Source organism: Flavobacterium sp., from assembly GCF_030146175.1.
Taxonomy (GTDB): domain Bacteria; phylum Bacteroidota; class Bacteroidia; order Flavobacteriales; family Flavobacteriaceae; genus Flavobacterium.
In genome coordinates, this window is record NZ_JASLCE010000050.1 from 44615 (window position 1) to 66198 (window position 21584).

21 protein-coding genes are annotated in these 21584 nt (G+C 40.0%); 8 read left to right on the forward strand and 13 right to left on the reverse strand.

Features of this window, described 5'->3' with window-relative positions:
• The first annotated feature begins 88 nt into the window (after positions 1 to 88).
• Complete coding sequence (locus Q1R07_RS06160; RefSeq protein ID WP_300487329.1) at positions 89 to 1945, forward strand: DNA topoisomerase IV subunit B; 1857 nt, start codon at positions 89 to 91, stop codon at positions 1943 to 1945.
• 36 nt (positions 1946 to 1981) lie between these two features.
• Entirely contained in the window at positions 1982 to 4636 is a 2655-nt protein-coding gene (locus Q1R07_RS06165) for a DNA gyrase/topoisomerase IV subunit A (protein WP_300487332.1), read from the forward strand.
• Positions 4637 to 4741: 105 nt separating this feature from the next.
• Here Q1R07_RS06165 and Q1R07_RS06170 read toward each other — a convergent pair whose 3' ends face one another.
• Genes Q1R07_RS06170 through Q1R07_RS06200 form a run of 7 tightly spaced genes read right to left on the reverse strand, consistent with a single transcriptional unit; the run spans position 4742 to position 9036 of the window.
• Complete coding sequence (locus Q1R07_RS06170) at positions 4742 to 5512, reverse strand: TerC family protein (protein WP_136402491.1); 771 nt, start codon at positions 5510 to 5512, stop codon at positions 4742 to 4744.
• Positions 5513 to 5563: 51 nt separating this feature from the next.
• The gene (locus Q1R07_RS06175) at positions 5564 to 5935 is read right to left on the reverse strand and encodes a DNA topoisomerase IV (RefSeq protein WP_300487336.1); all 372 of its coding nucleotides are present in this window, start codon (positions 5933 to 5935) and stop codon (positions 5564 to 5566) included.
• Positions 5932 to 6507 carry a DUF1572 family protein gene (locus Q1R07_RS06180; protein ID WP_300487339.1) on the reverse strand — a complete coding sequence of 192 codons (576 nt, stop codon included), beginning with the start codon at positions 6505 to 6507 and terminating at the stop codon, positions 5932 to 5934. Before Q1R07_RS06180 ends, Q1R07_RS06175 begins: the two co-directional genes overlap by 4 nt.
• A gap of 6 nt (positions 6508 to 6513) precedes the next feature.
• The gene (locus tag Q1R07_RS06185) at positions 6514 to 6732 is read right to left on the reverse strand and encodes a DUF6095 family protein (protein WP_136402494.1); all 219 of its coding nucleotides are present in this window, start codon (positions 6730 to 6732) and stop codon (positions 6514 to 6516) included.
• A gap of 2 nt (positions 6733 to 6734) precedes the next feature.
• Positions 6735 to 7559, reverse strand: a complete 825-nt coding sequence (murQ, locus tag Q1R07_RS06190) for an N-acetylmuramic acid 6-phosphate etherase (protein ID WP_300487342.1) — start codon at positions 7557 to 7559, stop codon at positions 6735 to 6737.
• A 39-nt stretch (positions 7560 to 7598) separates the two neighbouring features.
• Positions 7599 to 8300, reverse strand: coding sequence for a ZIP family metal transporter (locus tag Q1R07_RS06195; protein WP_300487413.1), 702 nt, complete (start codon positions 8298 to 8300; stop codon positions 7599 to 7601).
• 4 nt (positions 8301 to 8304) lie between these two features.
• Positions 8305 to 9036, reverse strand: coding sequence for a class I SAM-dependent methyltransferase (locus tag Q1R07_RS06200; protein WP_300487345.1), 732 nt, complete (start codon positions 9034 to 9036; stop codon positions 8305 to 8307).
• A 185-nt stretch (positions 9037 to 9221) separates the two neighbouring features.
• Between Q1R07_RS06200 and Q1R07_RS06205 the strand changes: the two genes are divergently transcribed.
• Together Q1R07_RS06205 and Q1R07_RS06210 are read left to right on the forward strand one after the other, a co-directional pair.
• Positions 9222 to 10388 (forward strand): THUMP domain-containing protein, encoded by a 1167-nt coding sequence (locus Q1R07_RS06205; RefSeq protein ID WP_136402497.1) that lies wholly within the window; start codon positions 9222 to 9224, stop codon positions 10386 to 10388.
• Positions 10389 to 10405: 17 nt separating this feature from the next.
• Positions 10406 to 10639 carry a hypothetical protein gene (locus Q1R07_RS06210; protein ID WP_300487415.1) on the forward strand — a complete coding sequence of 78 codons (234 nt, stop codon included), beginning with the start codon at positions 10406 to 10408 and terminating at the stop codon, positions 10637 to 10639.
• Between the two features lie 86 nt (positions 10640 to 10725).
• Here the strand turns inward: Q1R07_RS06210 and Q1R07_RS06215 are convergent, their stop codons facing one another.
• The 5 genes from Q1R07_RS06215 to rlmD all read right to left on the reverse strand — a co-directional run bounded on the left by Q1R07_RS06215 (position 10726) and on the right by rlmD (position 14596).
• On the reverse strand, positions 10726 to 11223 hold the full coding sequence (locus Q1R07_RS06215; protein ID WP_300487349.1) for a hypothetical protein: 498 nt from the start codon (positions 11221 to 11223) through the stop codon (positions 10726 to 10728).
• Positions 11224 to 11252: 29 nt separating this feature from the next.
• Entirely contained in the window at positions 11253 to 11852 is a 600-nt protein-coding gene (locus tag Q1R07_RS06220; RefSeq protein WP_300487352.1) for a hypothetical protein, read from the reverse strand.
• Positions 11853 to 11954: 102 nt separating this feature from the next.
• Positions 11955 to 12674, reverse strand: a complete 720-nt coding sequence (locus Q1R07_RS06225) for a DUF6048 family protein (RefSeq protein WP_300487354.1) — start codon at positions 12672 to 12674, stop codon at positions 11955 to 11957.
• Complete coding sequence (locus tag Q1R07_RS06230) at positions 12640 to 13176, reverse strand: DUF6452 family protein (protein WP_300487357.1); 537 nt, start codon at positions 13174 to 13176, stop codon at positions 12640 to 12642. Before Q1R07_RS06230 ends, Q1R07_RS06225 begins: the two co-directional genes overlap by 35 nt.
• Positions 13177 to 13183: 7 nt before the next feature.
• Positions 13184 to 14596 (reverse strand): 23S rRNA (uracil(1939)-C(5))-methyltransferase RlmD, encoded by a 1413-nt coding sequence (rlmD, locus tag Q1R07_RS06235; protein ID WP_300487360.1) that lies wholly within the window; start codon positions 14594 to 14596, stop codon positions 13184 to 13186.
• 125 nt (positions 14597 to 14721) lie between these two features.
• On the opposite strand from rlmD, the gene Q1R07_RS06240 reads away from it, so the two are divergent.
• The 4 genes from Q1R07_RS06240 to Q1R07_RS06255 all read left to right on the forward strand — a co-directional run bounded on the left by Q1R07_RS06240 (position 14722) and on the right by Q1R07_RS06255 (position 17953).
• On the forward strand, positions 14722 to 15813 hold the full coding sequence (locus tag Q1R07_RS06240; RefSeq protein ID WP_300487363.1) for a HAMP domain-containing sensor histidine kinase: 1092 nt from the start codon (positions 14722 to 14724) through the stop codon (positions 15811 to 15813).
• Complete coding sequence (locus Q1R07_RS06245; RefSeq protein WP_300487366.1) at positions 15779 to 16336, forward strand: DUF1697 domain-containing protein; 558 nt, start codon at positions 15779 to 15781, stop codon at positions 16334 to 16336. Before Q1R07_RS06240 ends, Q1R07_RS06245 begins: the two co-directional genes overlap by 35 nt.
• Positions 16337 to 16425: 89 nt before the next feature.
• On the forward strand, positions 16426 to 17376 hold the full coding sequence (locus Q1R07_RS06250; protein WP_300487371.1) for a YafY family protein: 951 nt from the start codon (positions 16426 to 16428) through the stop codon (positions 17374 to 17376).
• A gap of 79 nt (positions 17377 to 17455) precedes the next feature.
• Complete coding sequence (locus tag Q1R07_RS06255; protein WP_300487373.1) at positions 17456 to 17953, forward strand: DinB family protein; 498 nt, start codon at positions 17456 to 17458, stop codon at positions 17951 to 17953.
• A gap of 99 nt (positions 17954 to 18052) precedes the next feature.
• On the opposite strand, the gene Q1R07_RS06260 is transcribed toward Q1R07_RS06255, so the two are convergent.
• The gene (locus Q1R07_RS06260; protein WP_300487376.1) at positions 18053 to 21247 is read right to left on the reverse strand and encodes a M60 family metallopeptidase; all 3195 of its coding nucleotides are present in this window, start codon (positions 21245 to 21247) and stop codon (positions 18053 to 18055) included.
• Positions 21248 to 21584: the final 337 nt, after the last annotated feature.

A 21584-nucleotide genomic window follows, 5' to 3' on the forward strand; every position in this document is an offset into this window, starting at 1 on the left:
TTACCGAAATCGTTTGATAACTTTATCCGGGCGTACTTTCATTTTTTCGGTAGAAATGTTATATTAGCAGAAAATCCGAAATTTCTTTATGCTAGAGCAAAATCAGTACACCGAAGACAACATACGTTCACTCGATTGGAAAGAACATATCCGTATGCGTCCCGGAATGTATATCGGGAAACTTGGAGACGGATCTTCGCCGGACGACGGTATTTATATCCTTCTGAAAGAAGTCCTGGATAACTGTATCGACGAGTTTGTAATGGGCGCCGGAAAAACCATTGAAGTCACGGTAAAAGACAAAATGGTGACCGTTCGCGATTACGGACGTGGAATCCCGTTGGGAAAAGTGATCGATGTGGTTTCCAAAATGAACACAGGAGGAAAGTACGACTCCAAAGCATTTAAAAAATCGGTCGGATTAAACGGGGTGGGAACCAAGGCGGTTAATGCTTTGTCGACCTATTTTCGTGTGGAATCCGTTCGGGACAACCAACAAAAAGCCGCCGAATTTTCCGGTGGTAATCTGACGTTGGAAGAAGATGTTGTAGAAACAACAAAACGCAAAGGAACCAAGGTTAGCTTTGTAGCCGACGAAACCATTTTTAAGCATTACAAATACCGTAACGAGTATATCGTAAAAATGCTTAAAAACTATTGCTATCTGAATACCGGACTTACGATCGTATACAATGGCGAAAAATTTTATTCCGATAATGGATTAAAAGATTTGTTGGAGGAAAATATTTCCGAAGAAGACATGATCTATCCGATCATCCACCTGAAAGGAGAGGATATCGAAGTCGCCATAACCCATAGCAAAACACAATATTCCGAAGAATACTATTCGTTTGTCAACGGACAAAATACCACGCAGGGAGGAACCCATTTAGGGGCTTTCCGGGAAGCAATTGTCCGTACGATAAAAGAATTTTACAATAAAAACTTTGAAGCGTCCGATGTTCGGAAATCCATTGTTTCGGCCATTTCCGTAAAAGTAGAGGAGCCGGTTTTCGAATCGCAGACCAAAACCAAACTGGGATCAACCGATATGGGACCGGATATGCCAACGGTTCGAACTTATGTAAACGATTTTGTAAAAAACAAACTCGATAATTTCCTACATAAAAACCCGGAAATTGCCGATGCGTTACTGCGCAAAATTTTACAGGCCGAACGCGAGCGGAAAGAACTGTCCGGTATCCGAAAACTGGCCAAAGAAAGAGCTAAAAAAGCCAGTTTGCACAACCGTAAACTACGCGATTGCCGGGTGCATTTAACCGATATCAAAAACGCGCGCTATCTTGAAAGTACGCTGTTTATCACCGAGGGGGACTCGGCTTCCGGATCGATTACCAAATCCAGAGATGTCAACACGCAGGCCGTATTCAGTTTACGAGGGAAACCGTTAAACTCCTACGGGATGACGAAAAAGATCGTATACGAAAACGAAGAGTTTAACCTGTTGCAGGCTGCTTTAAACATTGAAGAAGATATGGGCGATTTGCGTTACAACAACATTGTAATCGCAACTGATGCCGATGTCGACGGAATGCACATCCGCCTGTTATTGATCACATTCTTTTTACAATTTTTCCCCGAACTGATCAAAGAAGGACATTTATACATACTGCAAACACCGTTATTCCGGGTGCGAAACAAAAAAGAGACGATCTATTGTTATAGCGAGGAGGAGCGGGTAGCAGCCATAGAAAAACTAAAACCAAAACCCGAAATAACCCGATTCAAAGGATTAGGGGAGATTTCGCCGGACGAGTTTAAATATTTTATCGGAGAAGACATCCGTTTGGATCCGGTAATGTTAGACAAAGCAACCTCGATCGAGCGTTTACTCGAATTCTATATGGGAAAAAACACACCCGACCGTCAGGAGTTTATCATCAAAAACCTGAAAGTGGAATTGGATGTGGTAGCAGATAAATAAAGTGAATTTCAAATTTCAATTGCTGAAAAAAAATAAATGGACGAAGAAAATTTAGATCCTATAGAAGAAGGTCAGTTTCAGGGCGAACATTTTTACGAAAATCAGGAGTCGGCAGACAGTAATGATACGATTACCAAGGTAACCGGAATGTATAAAGACTGGTTTCTGGATTATGCATCCTATGTAATCCTGGAACGTGCGGTTCCGGCTATTGAAGACGGATTCAAACCCGTACAGCGCCGTATCATGCACTCGATGAAAGAGCTGGACGACGGACGCTATAACAAAGTAGCCAATGTAGTTGGACATACGATGCAGTACCATCCGCATGGTGACGCCAGTATCGGCGATGCAATGGTACAGATTGGTCAGAAAGAGTTGCTAATCGATACGCAGGGAAACTGGGGTAATATCCTGACCGGCGACGGAGCAGCGGCTTCCCGTTATATCGAGGCACGATTGAGTAAATTTGCGTTGGAAGTACTCTATTCGCCTAAAATTACCCATTGGCAATCCTCGTATGATGGAAGACGGAACGAACCGATCAACCTTCCGGTTAAATTCCCGTTGCTTTTGGCGCAGGGAGGAGAAGGAATTGCTGTAGGACTTTCGACCAAAGTATTACCACACAACTTTAACGAACTGATCGATGCATCGGTTAAAATATTAAAAGGAAAACCGTTTACCCTGTATCCGGATTTTCCGACCGCCGGTATTGCCGATATTTCGGGCTATAACGACGGTATGCGCGGTGGACGCGTACGTGTTCGCGCGAAAATAGCACAACTGGACAAGCAAACGCTTGTGATTACACAGATTCCGTTTTCGACGAATACTACATCGTTGATTGATAGTATACTAAAAGCCAACGATAAAGGAAAAATCAAAATCAAGAAAATCGAGGACAATACCGCTGCCGAAGTGGAAATTTTGATTCATCTTCCGCCGGGCGTTTCTCCGGATAAAATGATTGATGCCTTATATGCGTTTACCGGTTGTGAAACCTCACTGGCGCCGTTAGGATGTGTGATTCAGGATAATAAACCGTTGTTTACAGGAGTTTCCGATATGTTGCGTGTTTCAACGGCACGGACGGTCGATTTGCTGAAAAGAGAATTGGAAATTCAGTTGGAAGAACTTGAAGAACAATGGCATTTTGCGTCGTTGGAACGAATCTTTATCGAAAACAGAATTTACCGCCTTATCGAGGAAGAAGAAACCTGGGAAGGAGTGATCAAGGCGATCGATAAAGGATTGGCACCACACGTAACCCATCTGAAACGAGCGGTGACCGAAGAAGATATCGTTCGGCTGACGGAGATTCGAATCAAGCGTATTTCAAAATTCGACATTGAAAAAGCACAGGAAAAAATTGACGCACTGGAAGGTGAAATTGAACAGGTAAAACACGATTTGGCACACCTGATCGATTTTGCGATTGCTTATTTTACCCGTTTAAAAGAAAAATACGGAAAAGGAAGAGAGCGTCAGACGGAACTGCGTAGTTTTGATACCATCGAAGCCACTAAAGTGGTCTTGCGAAACACCAAATTATATGTAAACCGCGAAGAAGGATTTATTGGTACCAGTCTTAAAAAAGACGAATACGTTGGCGATTGTTCCGATATTGATGATGTGATTGTTTTCCTTCGCGATGGAAATATGATGATTACCAAAGTCGACGATAAAAAATTCGTAGGGAAAGATATTATCCATATTTCCGTTTTTGATAAAAACGACAAACGGACGATATACAATATGATTTACCGTGACGGAAAATCAGGGCCGTCTTATATAAAACGCTTTAATGTTTCGGGCGTAACCCGCGACAAATTATACGATCTGACCAATGGAGCCAAAGGTTCGCAGGTGCTCTATTTTTCGCACAATCCGAACGGAGAAGCCGAAGTGGTAACCGTATTATTGCGTCAGGTTGGAAGTGTTAAGAAACTCAAATTCGACCTTGATTTTGCTACGTTAGCCATTAAAGGACGGGCGAGTAAAGGAAATACTGTTACCAAATATCCGATTAAAAAGATCGAGTTAAAAGAAAAGGGGATTTCCACCTTAAAGCCGCGCCGTATTTGGTTTGATGATACGGTACAACGTTTAAATGTAGATGGAAGAGGGGAATTACTGGGTGAATTCCGACCAAACGACAGATTGTTGATCATTAACCAGTCCGGAAAACTAAAAACCATTATACCGGAATTGACAACCCATTTTGAAGAAGATATGGTTGTGTTGGAAAAATGGATTCCTAAAAAACCGATTTCCGCGATTTATTTCGACGGTGAAAAAGAACGCTATTATATTAAGCGTTTCCTGATAGAAAACGAGAATAAAGAGGAGATTTTTATTTCCGAACATCCGAATTCGCAATTGGAAATTGTTTCGACCGACTACCGACCGGTAGCTGAAATCGTGTTTGCGAAAGTAAAAGGAGTACAAAAAGAGAATCAGACCATCGATCTGGAACAATTTATCGCCGTAAAAGGAATCAAAGCCTTAGGGAATCAACTAACGACCGACAAGCTAAAACAGGTGAACCTATTGGAATCCTTACCGTATGAGCCACCGGTTGAAGAAATTCCGGAGGAAATCGAAGTGAAAGAAGAAGAGAATGTTTCGCTTGAAGAAGGAAGCGTACAGCTGGACGACGACGGACAGATTACGCTAAGTCTGGATTAATATAAATACTTAGCAACACCTGACAGGTTTTCAAAACCTGTCAGGTGTGTGATTAGGTGTGATAAAATACAACAATAAAAAAGTCCTCGATCGAGGACTTTTTTATTATTTTCTTTTTCGGATTTTCATATTGATAAACTCCACGGCCAGTGAGAACGCAATGGCAAAGTAGAGGTAGCCTTTTGGAACGGCACCGATATGTTGTCCGGCTAATGTCGCTTCAGACAAGTGCATACTTTCGGTCATTAGCATAAACCCGATCAGGATTAAGAACGCCAGACCTAAAATCTGTATCGACGGATTGGCATTTACAAAGTTACCTACCGGAACCGCAAATAACATCATTACACCAACTGATATTACTACAGCAGCGATCATAATCGTTAAAGCTCCGGTAATACCATTGGTCATTCCGACAGCCGTTAGAATACTGTCTACTGAGAAAATCAGGTCAATTAACAGGATCTGAACGATAACACTTCCAAACGATTTGGCAGCAGCACTTTTTACATTGTGCTCTTCTTCGCCTTTATGGTCCACTTTTTCATGGATTTCTTTCGTACTCTTATAAATCAGGAACATACCTCCCAGGAATAAAATTAATGCCTGTCCGGTAAAATGCCCCTGGAACCATCCCCAATCCACACTAAACAAAGGTTCTTTCATGGCAATTAGTAAAGTGATACCGAATAATAATCCGATTCGCATAAACATGGCCAGAAACAAACCGATTCGGGTTGCTTTTTTGCGTTTTTCTTCCGGTAGCTTACCGGTAACGATAGAGATAAAGATAATGTTGTCGATCCCCAGTACGATTTCAAGAAACGTTAGGGTTAACAGGGCTACCCATGCATCAGGGTTTAAGAATACTTCCATTTGTAGTTTTGATTTATTGTTTTTGGTTTAAATTCAGCTATTAAACGTAAACTAATCGATTTTTGTTACAGATCCTTTCTGTTTTTTTGTGTCGCCCACAAAAGAATATTCGAAGGAATAGCCTTTTGCATTGGTTGTCAGGATCTTCATGCTGATCGCTTTTTTGTCCTGCATATTTTTCGGATGTATTTTTTGCAATACAAATTCACAATTGTTAATCCAGCGGATCGAAGCCGTATCGGTTTTACCGTTAAAAGTCTCGATTTGCATCGTTTCGGTACGCTCAAAAACGGACTTCATTGGTTTTCCATTGATTTCCTGTGTGAATTCGAATTTCCCGGTTTTATAATCGTTACAGTTGCGTTCCTGATTATAACAGGAAGTCAACACGAATGGTAATAGGGCTAAAGCAATTTTTTTCATTGTAATCGTTTTAATTCATCATCGGTAAAATTCCGGATGCTTTTATCTTTTGAAAATTTATCGGCGTTATAGTCGTTGGATTTGTTTTTAGGAATGGATAAACTGTTCCATTCTCCTTTTTTGAGTAGTTTTGCGTAGAACACAATTTGACCGACATGATACGGATAATGTGCCAGTTGGCGGTTGATGGCTTCCACAACCGTATGACCTTCATTTCGGATATAAATAACATTCGAAAGCTGATCGAGCGTAAGACTTTTTAAAGCTTCAAAAAGACAATTCCATCCTTTTTCCCAAATTTCAAGCAGCGTTTCTTTGTCTATTATGGTTTCTTCGAATTCGGAATCGCGGTTACGCCCTTCTTTTTCACCGTCGGTAGTCAGGAAATCGGTCCACCTTGAAAGCATATTCCCGGAAAGGTGTTTTACAATCGTAGCAATCGAATTGGTATTGTCGTTTAGTGCAACGGACAATTGTTCCGGTTCGAGTTGTGCCATCGCTTTATCGGCAATGGTTTTGTAATACAGAAATTGCTTCTGTACGCTTTCGAGGTATTGATTATTGACTTCCATAGTGTGCTATTTGTCGAAAATACTGTTGGTAACCGTTCGTAATCCTAAAAACATAAACCACATTGCGGTAAGGCATACTACGATTCCAAAACCTAAAACCGGATAAAACATCGGATTGTTTTGGTTTTTAAACGAACTGTGGATGATGACTGGACCTATAAATAACAAAGGAAGTGCCATTGCCAGATAGCGAATTCCTCTGTTTAATACTTTTTTGTTGGCCATGATTATTTTGTATTAGTATTGTGATAGCTTTCGATGGCTTTCCGTACGTTTTGATGTGTTTCGAGTAATTGTTGTGCCACGTCATACGGAACATCGATTTCACTCATGATCATACGGATACCGCGGTCTACCAGCTTGTGATTACTCAGTTGCATGTCGACCATTTTATTGCCTTTTACTTTACCTAATTGTATCATGGTAGCGGTAGAAAGCATATTTAAAACCAGTTTTTGCGCGGTTCCGGCTTTCATACGGGAACTACCCGTTACAAATTCCGGTCCTACGACCACTTCTATCGGGAAACGGGCGGTTTCGGCCAGCGGACTTCCCTGATTACAGGTGATACATCCGGTAGCAATACCGTTGGCATTACATTTTTCGAGGCCGCCAATTACATAAGGAGTCGTACCCGATGCGGCAATGCCCACGACCACATCATTCAAATTGATATCCCATTCCGAAAGGTCTTTCCAGGCCTGTTCGCGGTCGTCTTCGGCAAATTCAACGGCTTTGCGAATGGCTGTATCGCCACCGGCAATCAAACCGATTACCAAATCAAATGGAACACCAAAAGTAGGTGGACATTCCGAGGCGTCTACAATACCAAGTCTTCCGGAAGTACCGGCGCCAATATAAAACAATCGGCCACCCATTTTCATTTTGGAAACGATTTCCGAAACCAGGGCTTCAATTTGCGGCAGTGCCTTTTCGACCGCCAACGGTACGGTTTTGTCTTCGTTATTGATATTTGTCAACAGTTCCGAAACCGACATCTTTTCCAGATGTTCGTATTTTGAAGCTTGCTCGGTGGTACGTGTAAATGACATCGGTAACCTGATTTTTAGATACTATGAATTCGAGTAAAGTTACATAAAATAAGCCAGAATGATACCCAAAACGATAGCGGTAAGCTTCGCCAGGTTAAATTTATGGCCTTCGCTACTTTCAAAAATGATAGTAGAGGAAATATGAAATAGGATACCGATCACAATGGCTGAGATCTCGGTATAATATTGATTGACAAATGGTAGGTATTCGGACAAAAAGGTTCCTAGTGGCGTCATACAGGCAAATACCATCATAAAGACAAAAATGGCCTTACGATTTAAATGCGAATTGATAAAAAAGGTCGTCAGAATAATGGCAATCGGGAAGTGGTGGATGGCAATTCCCCAGGCCATATCGTTGTGATGACTCACCGGTAGTCCTTCGAGTAAGGCATGTAAACACAAACTGATAAACAACGACCAGGGAATATGGTGCATGGTTTCGTGACCGTGTACATGACCGTGTTCGGCTCCTTTGGAAAAATATTCCAGAATAATCTGAAACACAATTCCGACCATGATAAACAAGCCAACCGGGCTATGCGCATGATCGTGTCCGTCGTGATTATGACCCGCATCGGCCAAATAAACCTCCGGCAATAAATGCGATACGGTTAATGCCAACAGAAACGATCCGCTGAAAGCCAGAAGCAGCTTCAGGTTCTTTTTGTTTTTCGGGCTAAAGAACGTAGCCGCTCCATAACCGAGGATTACCGAAAGCAGGGGGATAAGATAAGGCATCATATTATTTAAAGATCATTATCAGTCGTTCAGAATCGTTTTTTAAGAATTTACGGAGTTTATAATCGCCAAAAACATCCAGTAAAAAGATACCGGCTTCTTCCATCATGGCTTCAAAATCCTGTAGGGTTAATGCTTTTACTTTTTCCGTAAAGTGGAAATGCTCACCGTTATCGTCAAAATCAATTTCTTTAAAAATATGATTGTCTTTTACATAACGTTTAATGTGGAAATCAATACCGTCTACACTTTTCACTTCTTCCGGAACCAGATTGTCGATTACCTGGCTTACGTTCATAAAGTCAATCACGGCAAAACCATAGTCTGTTAAGCTCTCCTTAATTGCGTTTAAGGTCGTTAGATTATCCTCGTCACTTTCAAAATAACCAAAGCTGGTAAAAAGGTTAAAAATGGCGTCAAATTTTTGATCAAACGGAACTCGCATATCGTGAACTTCAAAGTGAAGTGTGTCATTCGCGTGTTCGGAAGCGGTTTTTATACTGTTTTCCGATAAATCGGCACCGGTCACATCATAGCCCAACTGGTTTAAATAAACCGAATGGCGCCCTTTTCCGCAGGCCAGATCCAGGATTTTGGCATTGTCCGGCAGGTTTAGGTATTGGGTTAAATTATCCATAAACAACTGGGCTTCTGTATAATCACGATCTTTATATAAAATATGATAATAAGGCGTATCGAACCAGGAAGCATACCAGGTGGTAGTATCTTTTTGCATTTCTTTTAATTTCAAAATAATTAATTTAAACCCGACTAAAAGTACTATTTATTCGGGTCGGATAAACGAAAGTAAGTTAACTTTTACTTAAGCCAACAAATTTAATGTATTTTTGCGGATGTAATTCCAAAATTGCACTGCAAGGATTGGAAATTATGATATATTTATAGGAATTTTAGTATCAAATGAAAGACTTTAAAATGGTAGCCAAAACTTTTTTTGGCTTCGAAGAAATATTAGCAAAAGAATTGCAGGTATTAGGCGCTCAAAAAGTAGAGCAGGGTACCCGTATGGTTAGTTTTGTAGGAGACACAGGATTTATGTATAAAGCCAATTTGTCCCTTCGTACAGCACTGAAAATTTTAAAACCAATCCACCATTTTAGAGCAGTCAACGAACTAAGTCTTTATAAAGGAATCCAGTCTATCGACTGGTCGCAGTACTTATCGGTACATCAGTCGTTTGTTGTGGATGTAACCTTACACTCCGATTATTTCAGTCATTCGCAGTTTGCGGCTTTAAAGACTAAAGATGCGATTGTAGATCAGTATCGCGACCGATTCGGAAAACGTCCGAACATCAATAAAGATTTCCCGGATCTACGGATCAATGTTCATATTCAGAATGATCAGTGTACGGTATCGTTAGACAGTTCCGGAGATTCGTTACACCACCGTGGTTATAAAACCGCTACGAATATTGCACCGATCAACGAAGTATTGGCAGCGGGAATGTTGTTATTGTCCGGATGGGATGGTCAGGGTGATTTCCTGGATCCGATGTGCGGAAGTGGTACGCTTCTGGCCGAAGCCGCGATGATAGCCTGTAATATTCCGGCGAACATCAACCGAAAAGAATTTGCTTTCGAACGTTGGAACGATTGGGACAATGAGTTGTTTGATCAGATCATGAATTCGCTGATGAAAAAGACCCGTGAATTTCATTATACGATAAAAGGATACGATAAAGCGCCGTCGGCCGTAATGAAAGCCAAAGACAATATCCGCAATGCGAACCTTGACGAATATGTGAGTATTTCGCAGGCTAACTTTTTTGAAACCGAAAAAGAAACCCGCGGACCGTTACATATGGTGTTTAATCCGCCGTATGGAGAGCGACTTGATATCGAGATGGAGCGTTTTTACCGCGAAATCGGAGATACGTTAAAACAACATTATCCGGGTACGAATGCCTGGTTTATTACGGCGAATATCGAAGCACTGAAGTTTGTCGGTTTAAAACCATCGCGTAAAATCAAACTGTTTAACGGTAAGCTGGAAACCCGATTTGTAAAGTACGAAATGTATGAAGGTAGTAAACGTACCAAATTTCAAAATAACGATAATCATTAAACGATACTAATATGGCCATGGCACCTAAAACCAAAGCATTTGTATATCAGTTAACGGCATTTGCAATCTTGTTTATTTTGTTCCGCTACCTGATTGGAACATATACTAATTTACAGGGATTCTGGATTCCGGTTACCGCTTTTGTAGTAGCGACGTTACTGGCACCGAAATTTCAGGCTGTAAAAACCAACGATGGTGAACGACTTTTTATGAAATGGATTTTTGTAAAAGGTATTAAAGAAATAAAGTAAAAAATCCCGGTTCTCCGGGATTTTTTATATCCAATTCCGTCCTGAATCGTTAGGATGTAGTAGGAAGAGCCATATACGAAGCTGTTTTACCGTTGTGCTCTTTTGTTTTCCGGGATGTTAATAATTCCCGAACCATCGACCAGAGATTGTTTTCCATTTTGTATAACCCGCATAACCACTTCAAAATCTTTCCAGCTATCGGAAGATACGGTGACAAAACCGGAAAGGGAATCGATTGCCGTTATCGTATAGTTATTGTCCGGATAATCCTGTCCGTCAAAAACAGGATCAAACCCAAGACCTAATTCAGGATCTTCTTTCCATCCTTCTTCCATGATACGGGTATAGTTTTCTTTAAAACCGGATGTTAGGAGTTTGCTCTGTTGTATCCAGGAAAGCGTGGTTTTCGGATCGGTGGACGTATCGAGAAAATGGGCATAATCCGATATAAATTGTATAGCCACCTTATAATCAATAGTAGTTTTTGAGGCTTCGGGAATGTTGTTTTCGGTGGTGTCTGTATCTTTTTTGGGTTGACAGGAGAACAGACTGATCATTAGAAGGAGTAGAATGCTATTTTTCATTTTAAAAATATTTATATATTGGTAAAGTCTTATTGGGGCATGAATTCATAGGTGCCCTCGGTAAAAAATAATTTAAAGCGAGGTAATGTGATGCCTTCGACAAAAATTTCGTTTAGCTTTCCTCTAAGACTAATGTATTTGCCTTCCAGTTCCGCTTCCGTTTCGGAAATACCGTTTTTGATCGTCACATATTCAAAAGAAAAAATCTGAGTTCCGGCAGTGTTGTTTACTCCGGAGAAAAAAGTGTCTTTTCTGTCTTTATCCAAATGAACACAATTGATATAACAATTACTGTTAAAAGGAAGTACGCGCAGGATCATCTCTTTCCCTTTTAAAGGTTTTATTTTTTCAAGCGCCTTTTCTTTTGATAGCTTTTTCTCATTTAATAACCCGGCTATAGAATAGATATACATATAGCGAAGACCTTTTGCCTCCAGATCGAGATCCGGTTTGGGATCAGCATATCGTAACAAATCGGAACTTAACTTTTCGGTGACCTCCCAATTTTCTTTATCCAAATTGGCTAGTAAGGTATCGAAATTGGCTTCAAAGTTTTCTGCGGTTATGGTTTGGGAATAACCGGAAAAGGAATACGTAAACAGGAGTAGTAGCAAACAATATCGTTTCATGATAGCGCACTTGAATTATTTTGAAAAGGAAAGATATAAAAAATACAAGTAGTGTAAAAACGATCATAAACAAAAAAGCAACGGAGATCCGTTGCTTTTCGATTATTTCTTTTTAGAGGTTTCGGTTTTTTTAGCCGTTTTATACAACGGAATAAAATAGGAAACCGAATAATTAAATCCGGCACCAAAGCTTCCGTCGTAGGTTCGGTTAAAGCCCGGAATATATAAATTGTCAAAACCTTCGGGTTTCTGATTCGATACCAGATAATTCAGGCGAACACTAAAACCAAGAAACAGATTACTGAAAATCTCGGCTTTTACACCGGCCACAAACTCGATCCAATGAGCGGTCAAACCGTCGAATTTCTGATTGGGTTCCAGTGTGTTTTCTCCAAAATAAGGATTGGTATTGTAAATGTCGTAGGAATTTAACTGCTGGCTAAAGGTACTCACACTATAGCGCACCCCGGCATAAATCATATTTTCCATATCCAGCCAGTTGTCATACGCATTAAAATCGAATCCGGCTTTAAAATAACTTCCTTTAGTGGTATAACTCAATTGCGCTTCGTTATCGGTAAGGTCTTCATTTCCGATTTCCCCGGCGATAAAAATCTTTTTCGAAAGACGGTAATCCGCAACAAGCTCCAGTCCGCGGTAGTCCTTTTCATAAAAAGAACGCGCCAGACGACTCAAATCGGCACCTACACGAATACCATAGCGCTCCGTCTTTTTAGGAATGGAATCCTGAGCAACCGATGTTAGTGATAACCCTAAAAGGACAATACTAAAAATAGATTTTAAGATGTGTCTGATTTTCATTTTGAATATTGGATTGTTGGGTTATAGCCGATCCGATCCAAGGATTTGGATCATTAGGCAAAAGTACCGGATTATCGGCGTTTAGCTGAAAAACAGTTTTATAGCCACAAGCTCTGGAAACATAGATGTCGGTTCGGGCATAGGTAAAACTAAGCGTATCTTCATTTACCAGTGATGGGTTCGTGTTATTCGCATTTAAAATAAGACGGTAGGTGGTGTTATCTTCCGTAGTACGCAGCGGTAACCGGATCTTATTTCCATTGGTAAGATAACGGGATTCACCTTGTGCGCTACTGTTAAATACAATACCTTCAGTCATCCCTAAAGCGATTACCTTAAGATTGGTTACATTTTTTAAAACCGTTGGATTATCAATATCGTAAAACTCGACTACCACACTTGGCGTTGTAGGCGTACCGTCGGGGCAAATATCGTCTTTCTCACAACTCCAGAAAGAATTGGCCAGTATAAAAGCGATAGCAAAAGTTTTTAATTTTTTCATCGATCGATTATCGTTTTTCCAAAAGTACAACATTTTCCACATGATGCGTTTGTGGGAACATATCCACCGGACGTACGCGGGTTACTTTGTACATTTCGTCCATCAAAGCCAGGTCGCGTGCCTGAGTTGCCGAATTACAGCTTACGTAAACAACGCGTTCCGGAGCAATTTTAAGAATTTGTTCCACTACATCTTTATGCATACCGTCGCGTGGCGGATCGGTGATGATAACATCCGGTTTTCCATGCGTCGCGATAAAAGCCTCGTTAAAGACAACTTTCATATCGCCGACAAAAAAGTCACAGTTTGAAATGTCATTGCGTTTTGCATTTTCTTTCGCATCGGCAATGGCTTCCGGAACGGCTTCCACGCCAATAACCTTACGGGCTTTTTTAGATACAAACTGGGCAATTGTACCTGTACCGGTATATAAATCATATACCAGTTCATTTCCGGTTAGTCCGGCAAAGTCGCGTGTGATTTTATAAAGTTCGTATGCCTGATCCGAATTGGTCTGATAGAACGATTTGGCATTGATGCTAAAACGCAACCCTTCCATTTCTTCCAGAATATAATCTCTACCTTTATATAGTTTAATATCCTGATCGTATAGCGTATCGTTGGCTTTGCTATTAATTACATATTGTAGCGAAGTGATTTCCGGGAAACGTTCGGCCAGGAAGTTTAATAATAATTCGCGTTGTTCAAGGTTTTCCTCGAAAAACTGTACCAATACCATGATCTCGCCAGTCGATGCCGTACGAATCATAAGGGTACGTAATAAACCTTCGTGATTTCTAGGGTTAAAAAATGGCAGATTGTGTTCGTTGGCAAAACGACGGATCTCATTGCGAATCGCATTTGACGGATCTTCCTGTAAATGACATTTGGAAATGTCCAGAATTTTATCCCACATTCGCGGAATATGGAATCCTAATGCATTCTGATTGCTGTAATCTTCTTCACTCTGGATTTCCTTTTCGGTTAACCAGCGGGAATTCGAAAACGAAAATTCCATTTTATTGCGGTAAAAAAACTGTTTTTCCGAACCGAGAATAGGCTCGAATTCCGGTAATTCAATTTTTCCGATTCTTTTCAGATTGTTATAGACCTCCTGGTTTTTGTAAAACAACTGACGATCATAGTTCATATTTTGCCATTTACATCCACCACAAGCCCCAAAATGATCGCAAACCGGATCAACCCGGTATTCTGAAAACTCGTGAAAATGAACTGCTTTACCTTCATAATACGATTTACGTTTCTTAAAGGTTTGTACATCAACCACGTCGCCCGGTACTACATTCGGAATAAAGATTACTTTTCCATCGGGTGCTTTAGCAACCGAAACACCTTTAGCGCCTGCATCCAGGACTTTTACTGTATCAAAAACGATTTTATCTGTTCTTTTTCTTCCCATGGGGCAAAAATAAGGATTGTTAGGATTGTAAAGTGCTAAAACCTACTTTTTTTATTAGTGGTACAATTTGTAATGTTGGATTGTTTATATTTGAGACAATCAATGTTGTAATTGTTCACGGCCCTATGAAATTATACACCTGGTTGTCTAATATTCCGTTTTTAAGAAAAAGCTATGCACTAAAATTCCTGTTTGTAGCTTTTTTAGGAATTCACATCCCTTTAATAGGTATTGTTATATATATTCTTTTTCATCCCAATATCATTTCGCCGGGAGTATTGTTTGTGATAACACTCGTTTTAACACTGGTGGCTACCGCAATTACGCTCTGGATTTTGCGGAAACTGGTACAGCCTATGGAAATAGCGTCGGAAGCATTGATACGTTATGGCGAAAGAGGAATAATTCCGTCATTGCCTACCCGTTATACCGACGAGGTGGGAACACTGTTAACAAACCTACAGTTGCGAATCAATGAAAATGAAGACCTTCTAAGTGAAAAAAAAGACCTGACGTCATTACTGTCACACGATTTAAAAAACTACGCTTCCACACCTCAGTTTTTAGCCCGGTTTATTTTGGAAGAAGAACCATCGGATAAAATAAAAAACTATGCGGAACTGATTTTGGAATCGACAACACATCAAATGGAATTTTTGGAGAGTTTTATTTCGTTATTACGAGAGGAAGAAGCTTTTTCGCGAACAGCAACCGAAAACCAGGAATACCGTCTGGATGAAATTATCGGACTGATCGAAAAAGTGTCGGATCAGAAGTTGTATAATAAAAAGCTCACATTGCGGGTAGTGAAGGAAGTCGATAAGATTGATGTGATTATGAAAGAAGAATATTTGCAACGTGTATTGATCAACCTGATAGACAATGCGATCAAATTCTCCTATACCGGTTCCGAGATTCTCCTATATATAATGGAAGAAAACGATAGTGTTGTTTTTGTTGTGATCGACAAAGGAATGGGATTTGAAAACAGCCGGAAAGACGAGTTGTTCGAGAAGTTTAGTAGACTTTCCCGTCCCGGAACCAATAAAGAACCGTCAACCGGAATAGGATTGTATCTTTGCCGCAAAATAGTGGAACGCAGCAATGGCAGCATTTATGCCGAAAGCGAAGGAGCCGATAAAGGATCCAAGTTCACGGTAATCTTAAAAAAACGCCATCATCATGTATACGCACCTCATCCTGTTAAGAGGGATTAATGTATCCGGACAAAAGATTATAAAAATGGAAGACCTGCGCAATCTGTTAGCAGAAGCCGGGTTTTCGAATGTACAAACCTATATTCAGAGTGGGAATGTTTTTGTTGATTCCTCCGAATCGGATCCGGAGAAAATTGAAAAACAGGTTGCAACGTTGCTACTGGAAAAATATGCTTTTCAGGTACCGGTAGTAGCGGTTTCGGAAAGTAGTCTGCTTCGTATTTTTACGCAGAATCCCTATTTAAACGAACCAACAGTTCCGGTAAAGCAGTTGTATGTTACCTTTTTGGCTACCGAACCGACTGCCGAAAACAGTCTGCGCCTCGAACCGGAATTTGTACATCCCGATACTTTTCAGATGGCAACCGACCGACGGGCGTTGTATCTGAATTATGTGAATTCGGCCGGAAATTCCAAAATGACCAATAATTGGATTGAAGGCAAACTTAAAGTAACGGCAACTTCCCGCAACTGGAATACGGTAACAAAGTTGATCGCTTTGTTTGAATCCCGAAAAAAATAATACACGAAAAGAAATCGGAACGGATGTTAAAAAATAAAATTTGAACAGCTGTCGGTTTGTTTTACTTTTGACAGATAAAGCAGCAAACCATGAACCGATTTGACCGCATTACGGCAATTTTAATTCAGTTACAATCCAAAAGAGTAGTAAAAGCGCAGGATCTGGCCGATAGGTTTAATATTAGCCTTAGGACGGTATACCGCGATATTCGTACGTTGGAGGAAGCCGGAGTACCGCTTTACGGAGAAGCCGGTGTAGGCTATTCTATTGTCGATGGTTATCGATTGCCACCGGTTATGTTTACTCAGGACGAGGCAATGGCTTTTATTACGGCGGAAAAATTGATGGAAAAACTGTCTGAAACGGCAATTCAAAATAACTTCCGGTCGGCGATGTATAAAATCCGGTCGGTTTTACGAGGTTCGGAAAAAGACCTGGTAGAAGGACTGGAAGATCATATCCATGTTCGCAAAAAGAAAAAAAATACAACTACAGCACCGGATAACAGTCTGGATATACTGCTAAAAGCCATTTCGGAAAAGCGCATTGTAAAAATGACCTATCGCGCTTTTGGAAACGAAGAGAATACGGAGCGGCTCCTCGAACCCATCGGGATTTACTACGAAAACGAATACTGGTATACGGTTGGCTATTGTCATTATCGCTCGGATTACAGGCACTTTCGAGCCGATAGGGTGGTGTCGATTCTTTTAACTGAAGAAGCTTTTCGCAAAGAACATTCTTCTCTTCAGAAATATCAGGAGCAGATCAAACAGGATTTGCATTTCAAAAGAGAAAGAGTGGTGATTAGGATCGATAAAACCATTGGAATGTATTTGCAGGAACGAAAGCATTATTATGGATTTGTGAGTGAAAAGATCGACGGCAACGAAATCGAAATGACTTTCCTGACCGAATCATTATACGAAGGTTTCGCCCGTTGGTATATTATGTTTGCCGATTATGCCGAAATCCTGGAACCGGCCTCATTAAAAGTGCGTGTAAAAGAGCTGGCCGAAAAAATTTTACAAAAAGAATAAACTTTAAAAACCTGCTGACATAGGGTTGTCACCAACCGGTTGTTCCTTTGTATTGTTAAACAAAAAAACGATACATTATATGAAACTAATCACATTGTTACAGGAAGAATTAGTACAGGAAGCAGCAACAACCCGAAAAATGCTTTCCATCGTACCCACCGAAAAATTAGACTGGCAACCACACCCAAAAAGTATGAAAATGGGAGTATTGGCAGCGCACATTGCCGAACTAACGGCATGGGTGGAAATGGTACTAACAACCAGTGAACTTGATTTTGCAAACAATCCGTACGAACCGAAAGAGGTAAAAAACACGGCTGAATTGTTGGCGTTTTTTGAAGAATCGCTTGAAAAGGGGAAAAAAGCATTGGAAGATAACGACGAAGAAGAATTCTGGGAAGAATGGACGTTGCGCAACGGGGATCAGATTTATAAAACCTCATCCAAATATGAAGTAATCCGTATGTGTTATTGTCAGATTGTACACCACCGTGCGCAGTTGGGCGTTTATTTACGATTGTTAAATATTCCGATTCCGGGAAGTTATGGTCCAAGTGCCGATGAAGTAATGATGTAAGGTTTTTATAAGCCGGTTACTAAAATAAAAATGAAAAAGCGCCTGTAAAGGCGCTTTTTTTATGTTTGAACTAAGATGAAGACTTTAAAAACATATCGTTTAGTGACGGCTTACCATTACTTTTCGGGTAACTGTCGAATAGTCGTTGCGTTCCAGAACGATAAGATATAAACCGGTCGGAAGATTGGCTACATTAATATTTGTACTTGGTTTTGTTTGGAATTGCTTAACGATTTGTCCATTTGTATTGATCATTGTACCTTTTTTAAAAGTACCATTTTTAATTTTAAGAGTAATATTGTTTTTTGCCGGATTAGGCCATATTTGTATCGACTCTTTTTTATCCGGATGATCATTGGTTGTTATGTTTAGAGTAGGCTCTGCAGGTGTTGAAGGATCGGTTACTACTACAGGATCATCAGGATGTGTAGGTTCAGTTGGTTCAACAGGTGTTGTAGGATCGGTTACGACTACAGGATTATCAGGATGTGTAGGCCCGGTTGGTTCTTCAGCCTCGATAACGGTATCTGAAAGTATTGCTATTCTTTTTCCATTGGCTCCTACAGCATAGATGTCGACAGCATTTTCGGGGAAAAGAACCATCGTTGTGTTGGCTTTAGTATCGCCTGTAGCATAAGTTGTGATAAAAAGTACTTCATTGCTAGCATCAATGGTCTCGAAAGCTACTGCGTTTTTCCAGATGTTATGGGCTATTTTATAATAGGTTTTTCCGGGAACTGTGGTGTTGTCAATTATAAAACCGGTGTTAGGAACGCCTTCCACAGCCAGGTTATTTTTGTACATATGCAGGTTTTTGGCGGTAATATAGTGTATTACCGGTGATTGTGGTTTGGGGTAATTTTTACTGGCGACATAGGCTTTTGTAGCATCAATGTCGGCTTGTGTAATGGTGATTCTGGCGGAAGTATAATCGCCAACCATTTCGTCAATTGGAACAAGGAATCCGGTTTTTGTAAAAAAGACGGTTAAATCCTGTTGTACGGCATCGCTTACGAATTTAACGAAATTCATTATTTGTTCGCCGTTATTGTAATTGGTAGTGGTATTACGGATTGTTTGTGCTGTAATCCCGAGCCAATTTGCATAGTCGGTATTGCCCGTTATATCGCTATCGGCCATTACCTGTTCCAGAGTTGGCGCATTCACACCAGCACCGGCAATAGCATAATAAAGTTGTAATTGCCAAAAAGGTATTAATCTTGAAAAAACATTGTGAGAATCGGGACTACTCATGATGTTTTGATGTTTTCGGCCGAGTTCGTTATAACAAATATTGTACAGATTGCCGGAAAATGAAACACCCCTATAGGAATTGTTTTGTGTTTCCAGTCGGGTTAGTTTCGTATGTCCCAGTATATAAGCAGCGTAAGCCGAGTAAATATTGTTGGTAACCTCGGTGGTGCCAGTCCATCTTAATCCGTTTAGTATTTGATTTTGATGTCCGAATTCATGAGAAATTCCCCATAGGTCCATTTTTTTTACTGAAGTGAGTGCTTCTTCACCCCAGCTAAGATCAAAATGAGCACCAACACCACCAGCATACCACCCTCCTTTAGATTCTACCCAGCCAAACATTTTATTGCGCGGAACAAGATCGTATTTTACGAGCCCAATGTGATAAAATTGCAGGTTTATAATGGAATTCCATGTATGGAGTAGTTCTTTTATGGTAAAAAGAGCATTGTTTTGCAAGGGGACTTTGCTTATGTTTACAGTGAAATACTCGCCAACTAGGTCTATCTTTGGATATATTGAGTTGGATATTATTTCTATCCAGTCACTAAATGAATCGTTATAAGAATAAAAACCGTTTACAGCCCCGGTGACAATATTGATTTTTACACCGGGTAAACTGGAATCGTTACTATAATATTGGATATAGGAGAGTCCTTTTTTCTTAATTGTAAATTTGTTTATTCCGGGTTTGAGTGGATAACTATGTTGTTCACCTGTATTTTCATTTGCAAAGTCTCGTACGATTAAAGAAATCTGTCCCTTGTTACTATCATAATCAGCAACGAATATAACAGCAGTACTATTCGTTTCAAATACAATACCTGTAGGGTTTTGAAAGGCACTATATGCAAAAGCATTTTTTATAATAGATCTTGTATTCCAAGGAGCCGGTATTGCTTTGTATTGCTGTACTCTAAATTTTAACCAGTAGGAACCATTGAATAAACGTTGTGCCAGTGTTTTAAAAAAGGGATTGGAGATGGAGTCAATATCGCTTTCTGTGACGCCAGGCTGCAAGTTGGAACACAACGAATCTGTGAAAATATGCGGATAGCTGCTTCCATCTTCTCTTTTATGGTAGAATTCAATTTCTGCAGCACTTGCAAAATTGTTAAATGCATTCAATACGGTTATTCGCACTTGTGCCGGATTGTGGAAACTATCTGGGAATACGATTTTAGATGCTGTACTTTTTAAGCCACAGTCATATTCTTCTAGCAGCGTCTGGTAATCGCCGGTTGCGGTTCGGGCTTCTACTTTGATACGCCCGAATACGCCATTTTTATTTCCTTTTCTGGGGTGATATATGATATAATCTATTTGGTCAACATCTGTAAAATTATATTCGAGTGTAATAGGTAAAGTCTTGTTACTATAGTTGGAATGGTATAAAGTAGTATAATTTCCGTCAAAAGATTTCTCGATGTTTTCACCGGGCTGATAATTCGAGGCACTTCCATGATGAACAGGTAGTTTAATATCGCCAAGGTGGCTTAGCATAGCGGGATCTATAGTAAAGTTGTCCGGAATACTTTCTGCTTGCGGTTGATCGGAATAAAAATTCATTTCGGCCACACTGGAAAAATTATTATAAGCCGATTTTACGACAAATCGTATGACGTTAGGGTTGTTGATGCCATTTCCGGGTAGTTTTAGTGTTTTAATGTCTTTGGTTTGCTGCCAATCTACTGTGGCAAGCAATTGAAAAGTAAAAGGAAAATCATTTGAGCCCCATATTTCGACTTCGCCCCATTGGCCATCTTGCGATTCGTCCTGCCTTGGAGTGTATACGATCGTGTCAATATTTGGAGTATGGGTAAAGTAAAAATCCAAGGTATCAGACATAGTCGTTGTGTATTGTACGGTATGGTATAAAGTATTGATACGATGGTCGCAACTTCTGTAATGCTCCATTTTTTTTAAGGTTGGTGTCTTGGATCTGGTCGTGTAGGGTTTGATGGGAAATGACTGTGCGTTTGAAGAGTTTATTGTCAGTAAGGCTATGGTAACGAAAAGTGTAAAGTATAACTTTTTCATTGTATAGATAATTTAGATTACTTACAAAGATTAGACATTGAGTAGTGTTATTGTTTGTGGCTTATAGATAATGACTTGACAATGGCTGTCTTTGTCTATTCGTTTGGATAAAAAAGTTAAATCAGCAGATTTTGGGAATGACAAGTCGAATATACGGGAAGTAGTAAAATGAATATTTACAACACATTGTGATAAAATCAATAATTACTATTAAAACATTGAAATGATTGCTTTTTTGTTAGAAAAAACAGTTAAAGATTTGTTTTACTGTTATAATTTTAAATGGAATTAGTAAATTGCACGGCATATACAGGATGATTTCTCTCCTCACAAGAAG

What these genes read in the sequence shown, in the direction of transcription:
- Q1R07_RS06160 (WP_300487329.1), top strand. Translation starts at nt 89, where the DNA reads ATGCTAGAGCAAAATCAGTACACCGAAGACAACATACGTTCACTCGAT.
- Q1R07_RS06165 (WP_300487332.1), top strand. Translation starts at nt 1,982, where the DNA reads ATGGACGAAGAAAATTTAGATCCTATAGAAGAAGGTCAGTTTCAGGGC.
- Q1R07_RS06170 (WP_136402491.1), bottom strand. Translation starts at nt 5,512, where the DNA reads ATGGAAGTATTCTTAAACCCTGATGCATGGGTAGCCCTGTTAACCCTA.
- Q1R07_RS06175 (WP_300487336.1), bottom strand. Translation starts at nt 5,935, where the DNA reads ATGAAAAAAATTGCTTTAGCCCTATTACCATTCGTGTTGACTTCCTGT.
- Q1R07_RS06180 (WP_300487339.1), bottom strand. Translation starts at nt 6,507, where the DNA reads ATGGAAGTCAATAATCAATACCTCGAAAGCGTACAGAAGCAATTTCTG.
- Q1R07_RS06185 (WP_136402494.1), bottom strand. Translation starts at nt 6,732, where the DNA reads ATGGCCAACAAAAAAGTATTAAACAGAGGAATTCGCTATCTGGCAATG.
- murQ (WP_300487342.1), bottom strand. Translation starts at nt 7,559, where the DNA reads ATGTCATTTACACGTACCACCGAGCAAGCTTCAAAATACGAACATCTG.
- Q1R07_RS06195 (WP_300487413.1), bottom strand. Translation starts at nt 8,300, where the DNA reads ATGCCTTATCTTATCCCCCTGCTTTCGGTAATCCTCGGTTATGGAGCG.
- Q1R07_RS06200 (WP_300487345.1), bottom strand. Translation starts at nt 9,036, where the DNA reads ATGCAAAAAGATACTACCACCTGGTATGCTTCCTGGTTCGATACGCCT.
- Q1R07_RS06205 (WP_136402497.1), top strand. Translation starts at nt 9,222, where the DNA reads ATGAAAGACTTTAAAATGGTAGCCAAAACTTTTTTTGGCTTCGAAGAA.
- Q1R07_RS06210 (WP_300487415.1), top strand. Translation starts at nt 10,406, where the DNA reads ATGGCACCTAAAACCAAAGCATTTGTATATCAGTTAACGGCATTTGCA.
- Q1R07_RS06215 (WP_300487349.1), bottom strand. Translation starts at nt 11,223, where the DNA reads ATGAAAAATAGCATTCTACTCCTTCTAATGATCAGTCTGTTCTCCTGT.
- Q1R07_RS06220 (WP_300487352.1), bottom strand. Translation starts at nt 11,852, where the DNA reads ATGAAACGATATTGTTTGCTACTACTCCTGTTTACGTATTCCTTTTCC.
- Q1R07_RS06225 (WP_300487354.1), bottom strand. Translation starts at nt 12,674, where the DNA reads ATGAAAATCAGACACATCTTAAAATCTATTTTTAGTATTGTCCTTTTA.
- Q1R07_RS06230 (WP_300487357.1), bottom strand. Translation starts at nt 13,176, where the DNA reads ATGAAAAAATTAAAAACTTTTGCTATCGCTTTTATACTGGCCAATTCT.
- rlmD (WP_300487360.1), bottom strand. Translation starts at nt 14,596, where the DNA reads ATGGGAAGAAAAAGAACAGATAAAATCGTTTTTGATACAGTAAAAGTC.
- Q1R07_RS06240 (WP_300487363.1), top strand. Translation starts at nt 14,722, where the DNA reads ATGAAATTATACACCTGGTTGTCTAATATTCCGTTTTTAAGAAAAAGC.
- Q1R07_RS06245 (WP_300487366.1), top strand. Translation starts at nt 15,779, where the DNA reads ATGTATACGCACCTCATCCTGTTAAGAGGGATTAATGTATCCGGACAA.
- Q1R07_RS06250 (WP_300487371.1), top strand. Translation starts at nt 16,426, where the DNA reads ATGAACCGATTTGACCGCATTACGGCAATTTTAATTCAGTTACAATCC.
- Q1R07_RS06255 (WP_300487373.1), top strand. Translation starts at nt 17,456, where the DNA reads ATGAAACTAATCACATTGTTACAGGAAGAATTAGTACAGGAAGCAGCA.
- Q1R07_RS06260 (WP_300487376.1), bottom strand. Translation starts at nt 21,247, where the DNA reads ATGAAAAAGTTATACTTTACACTTTTCGTTACCATAGCCTTACTGACA.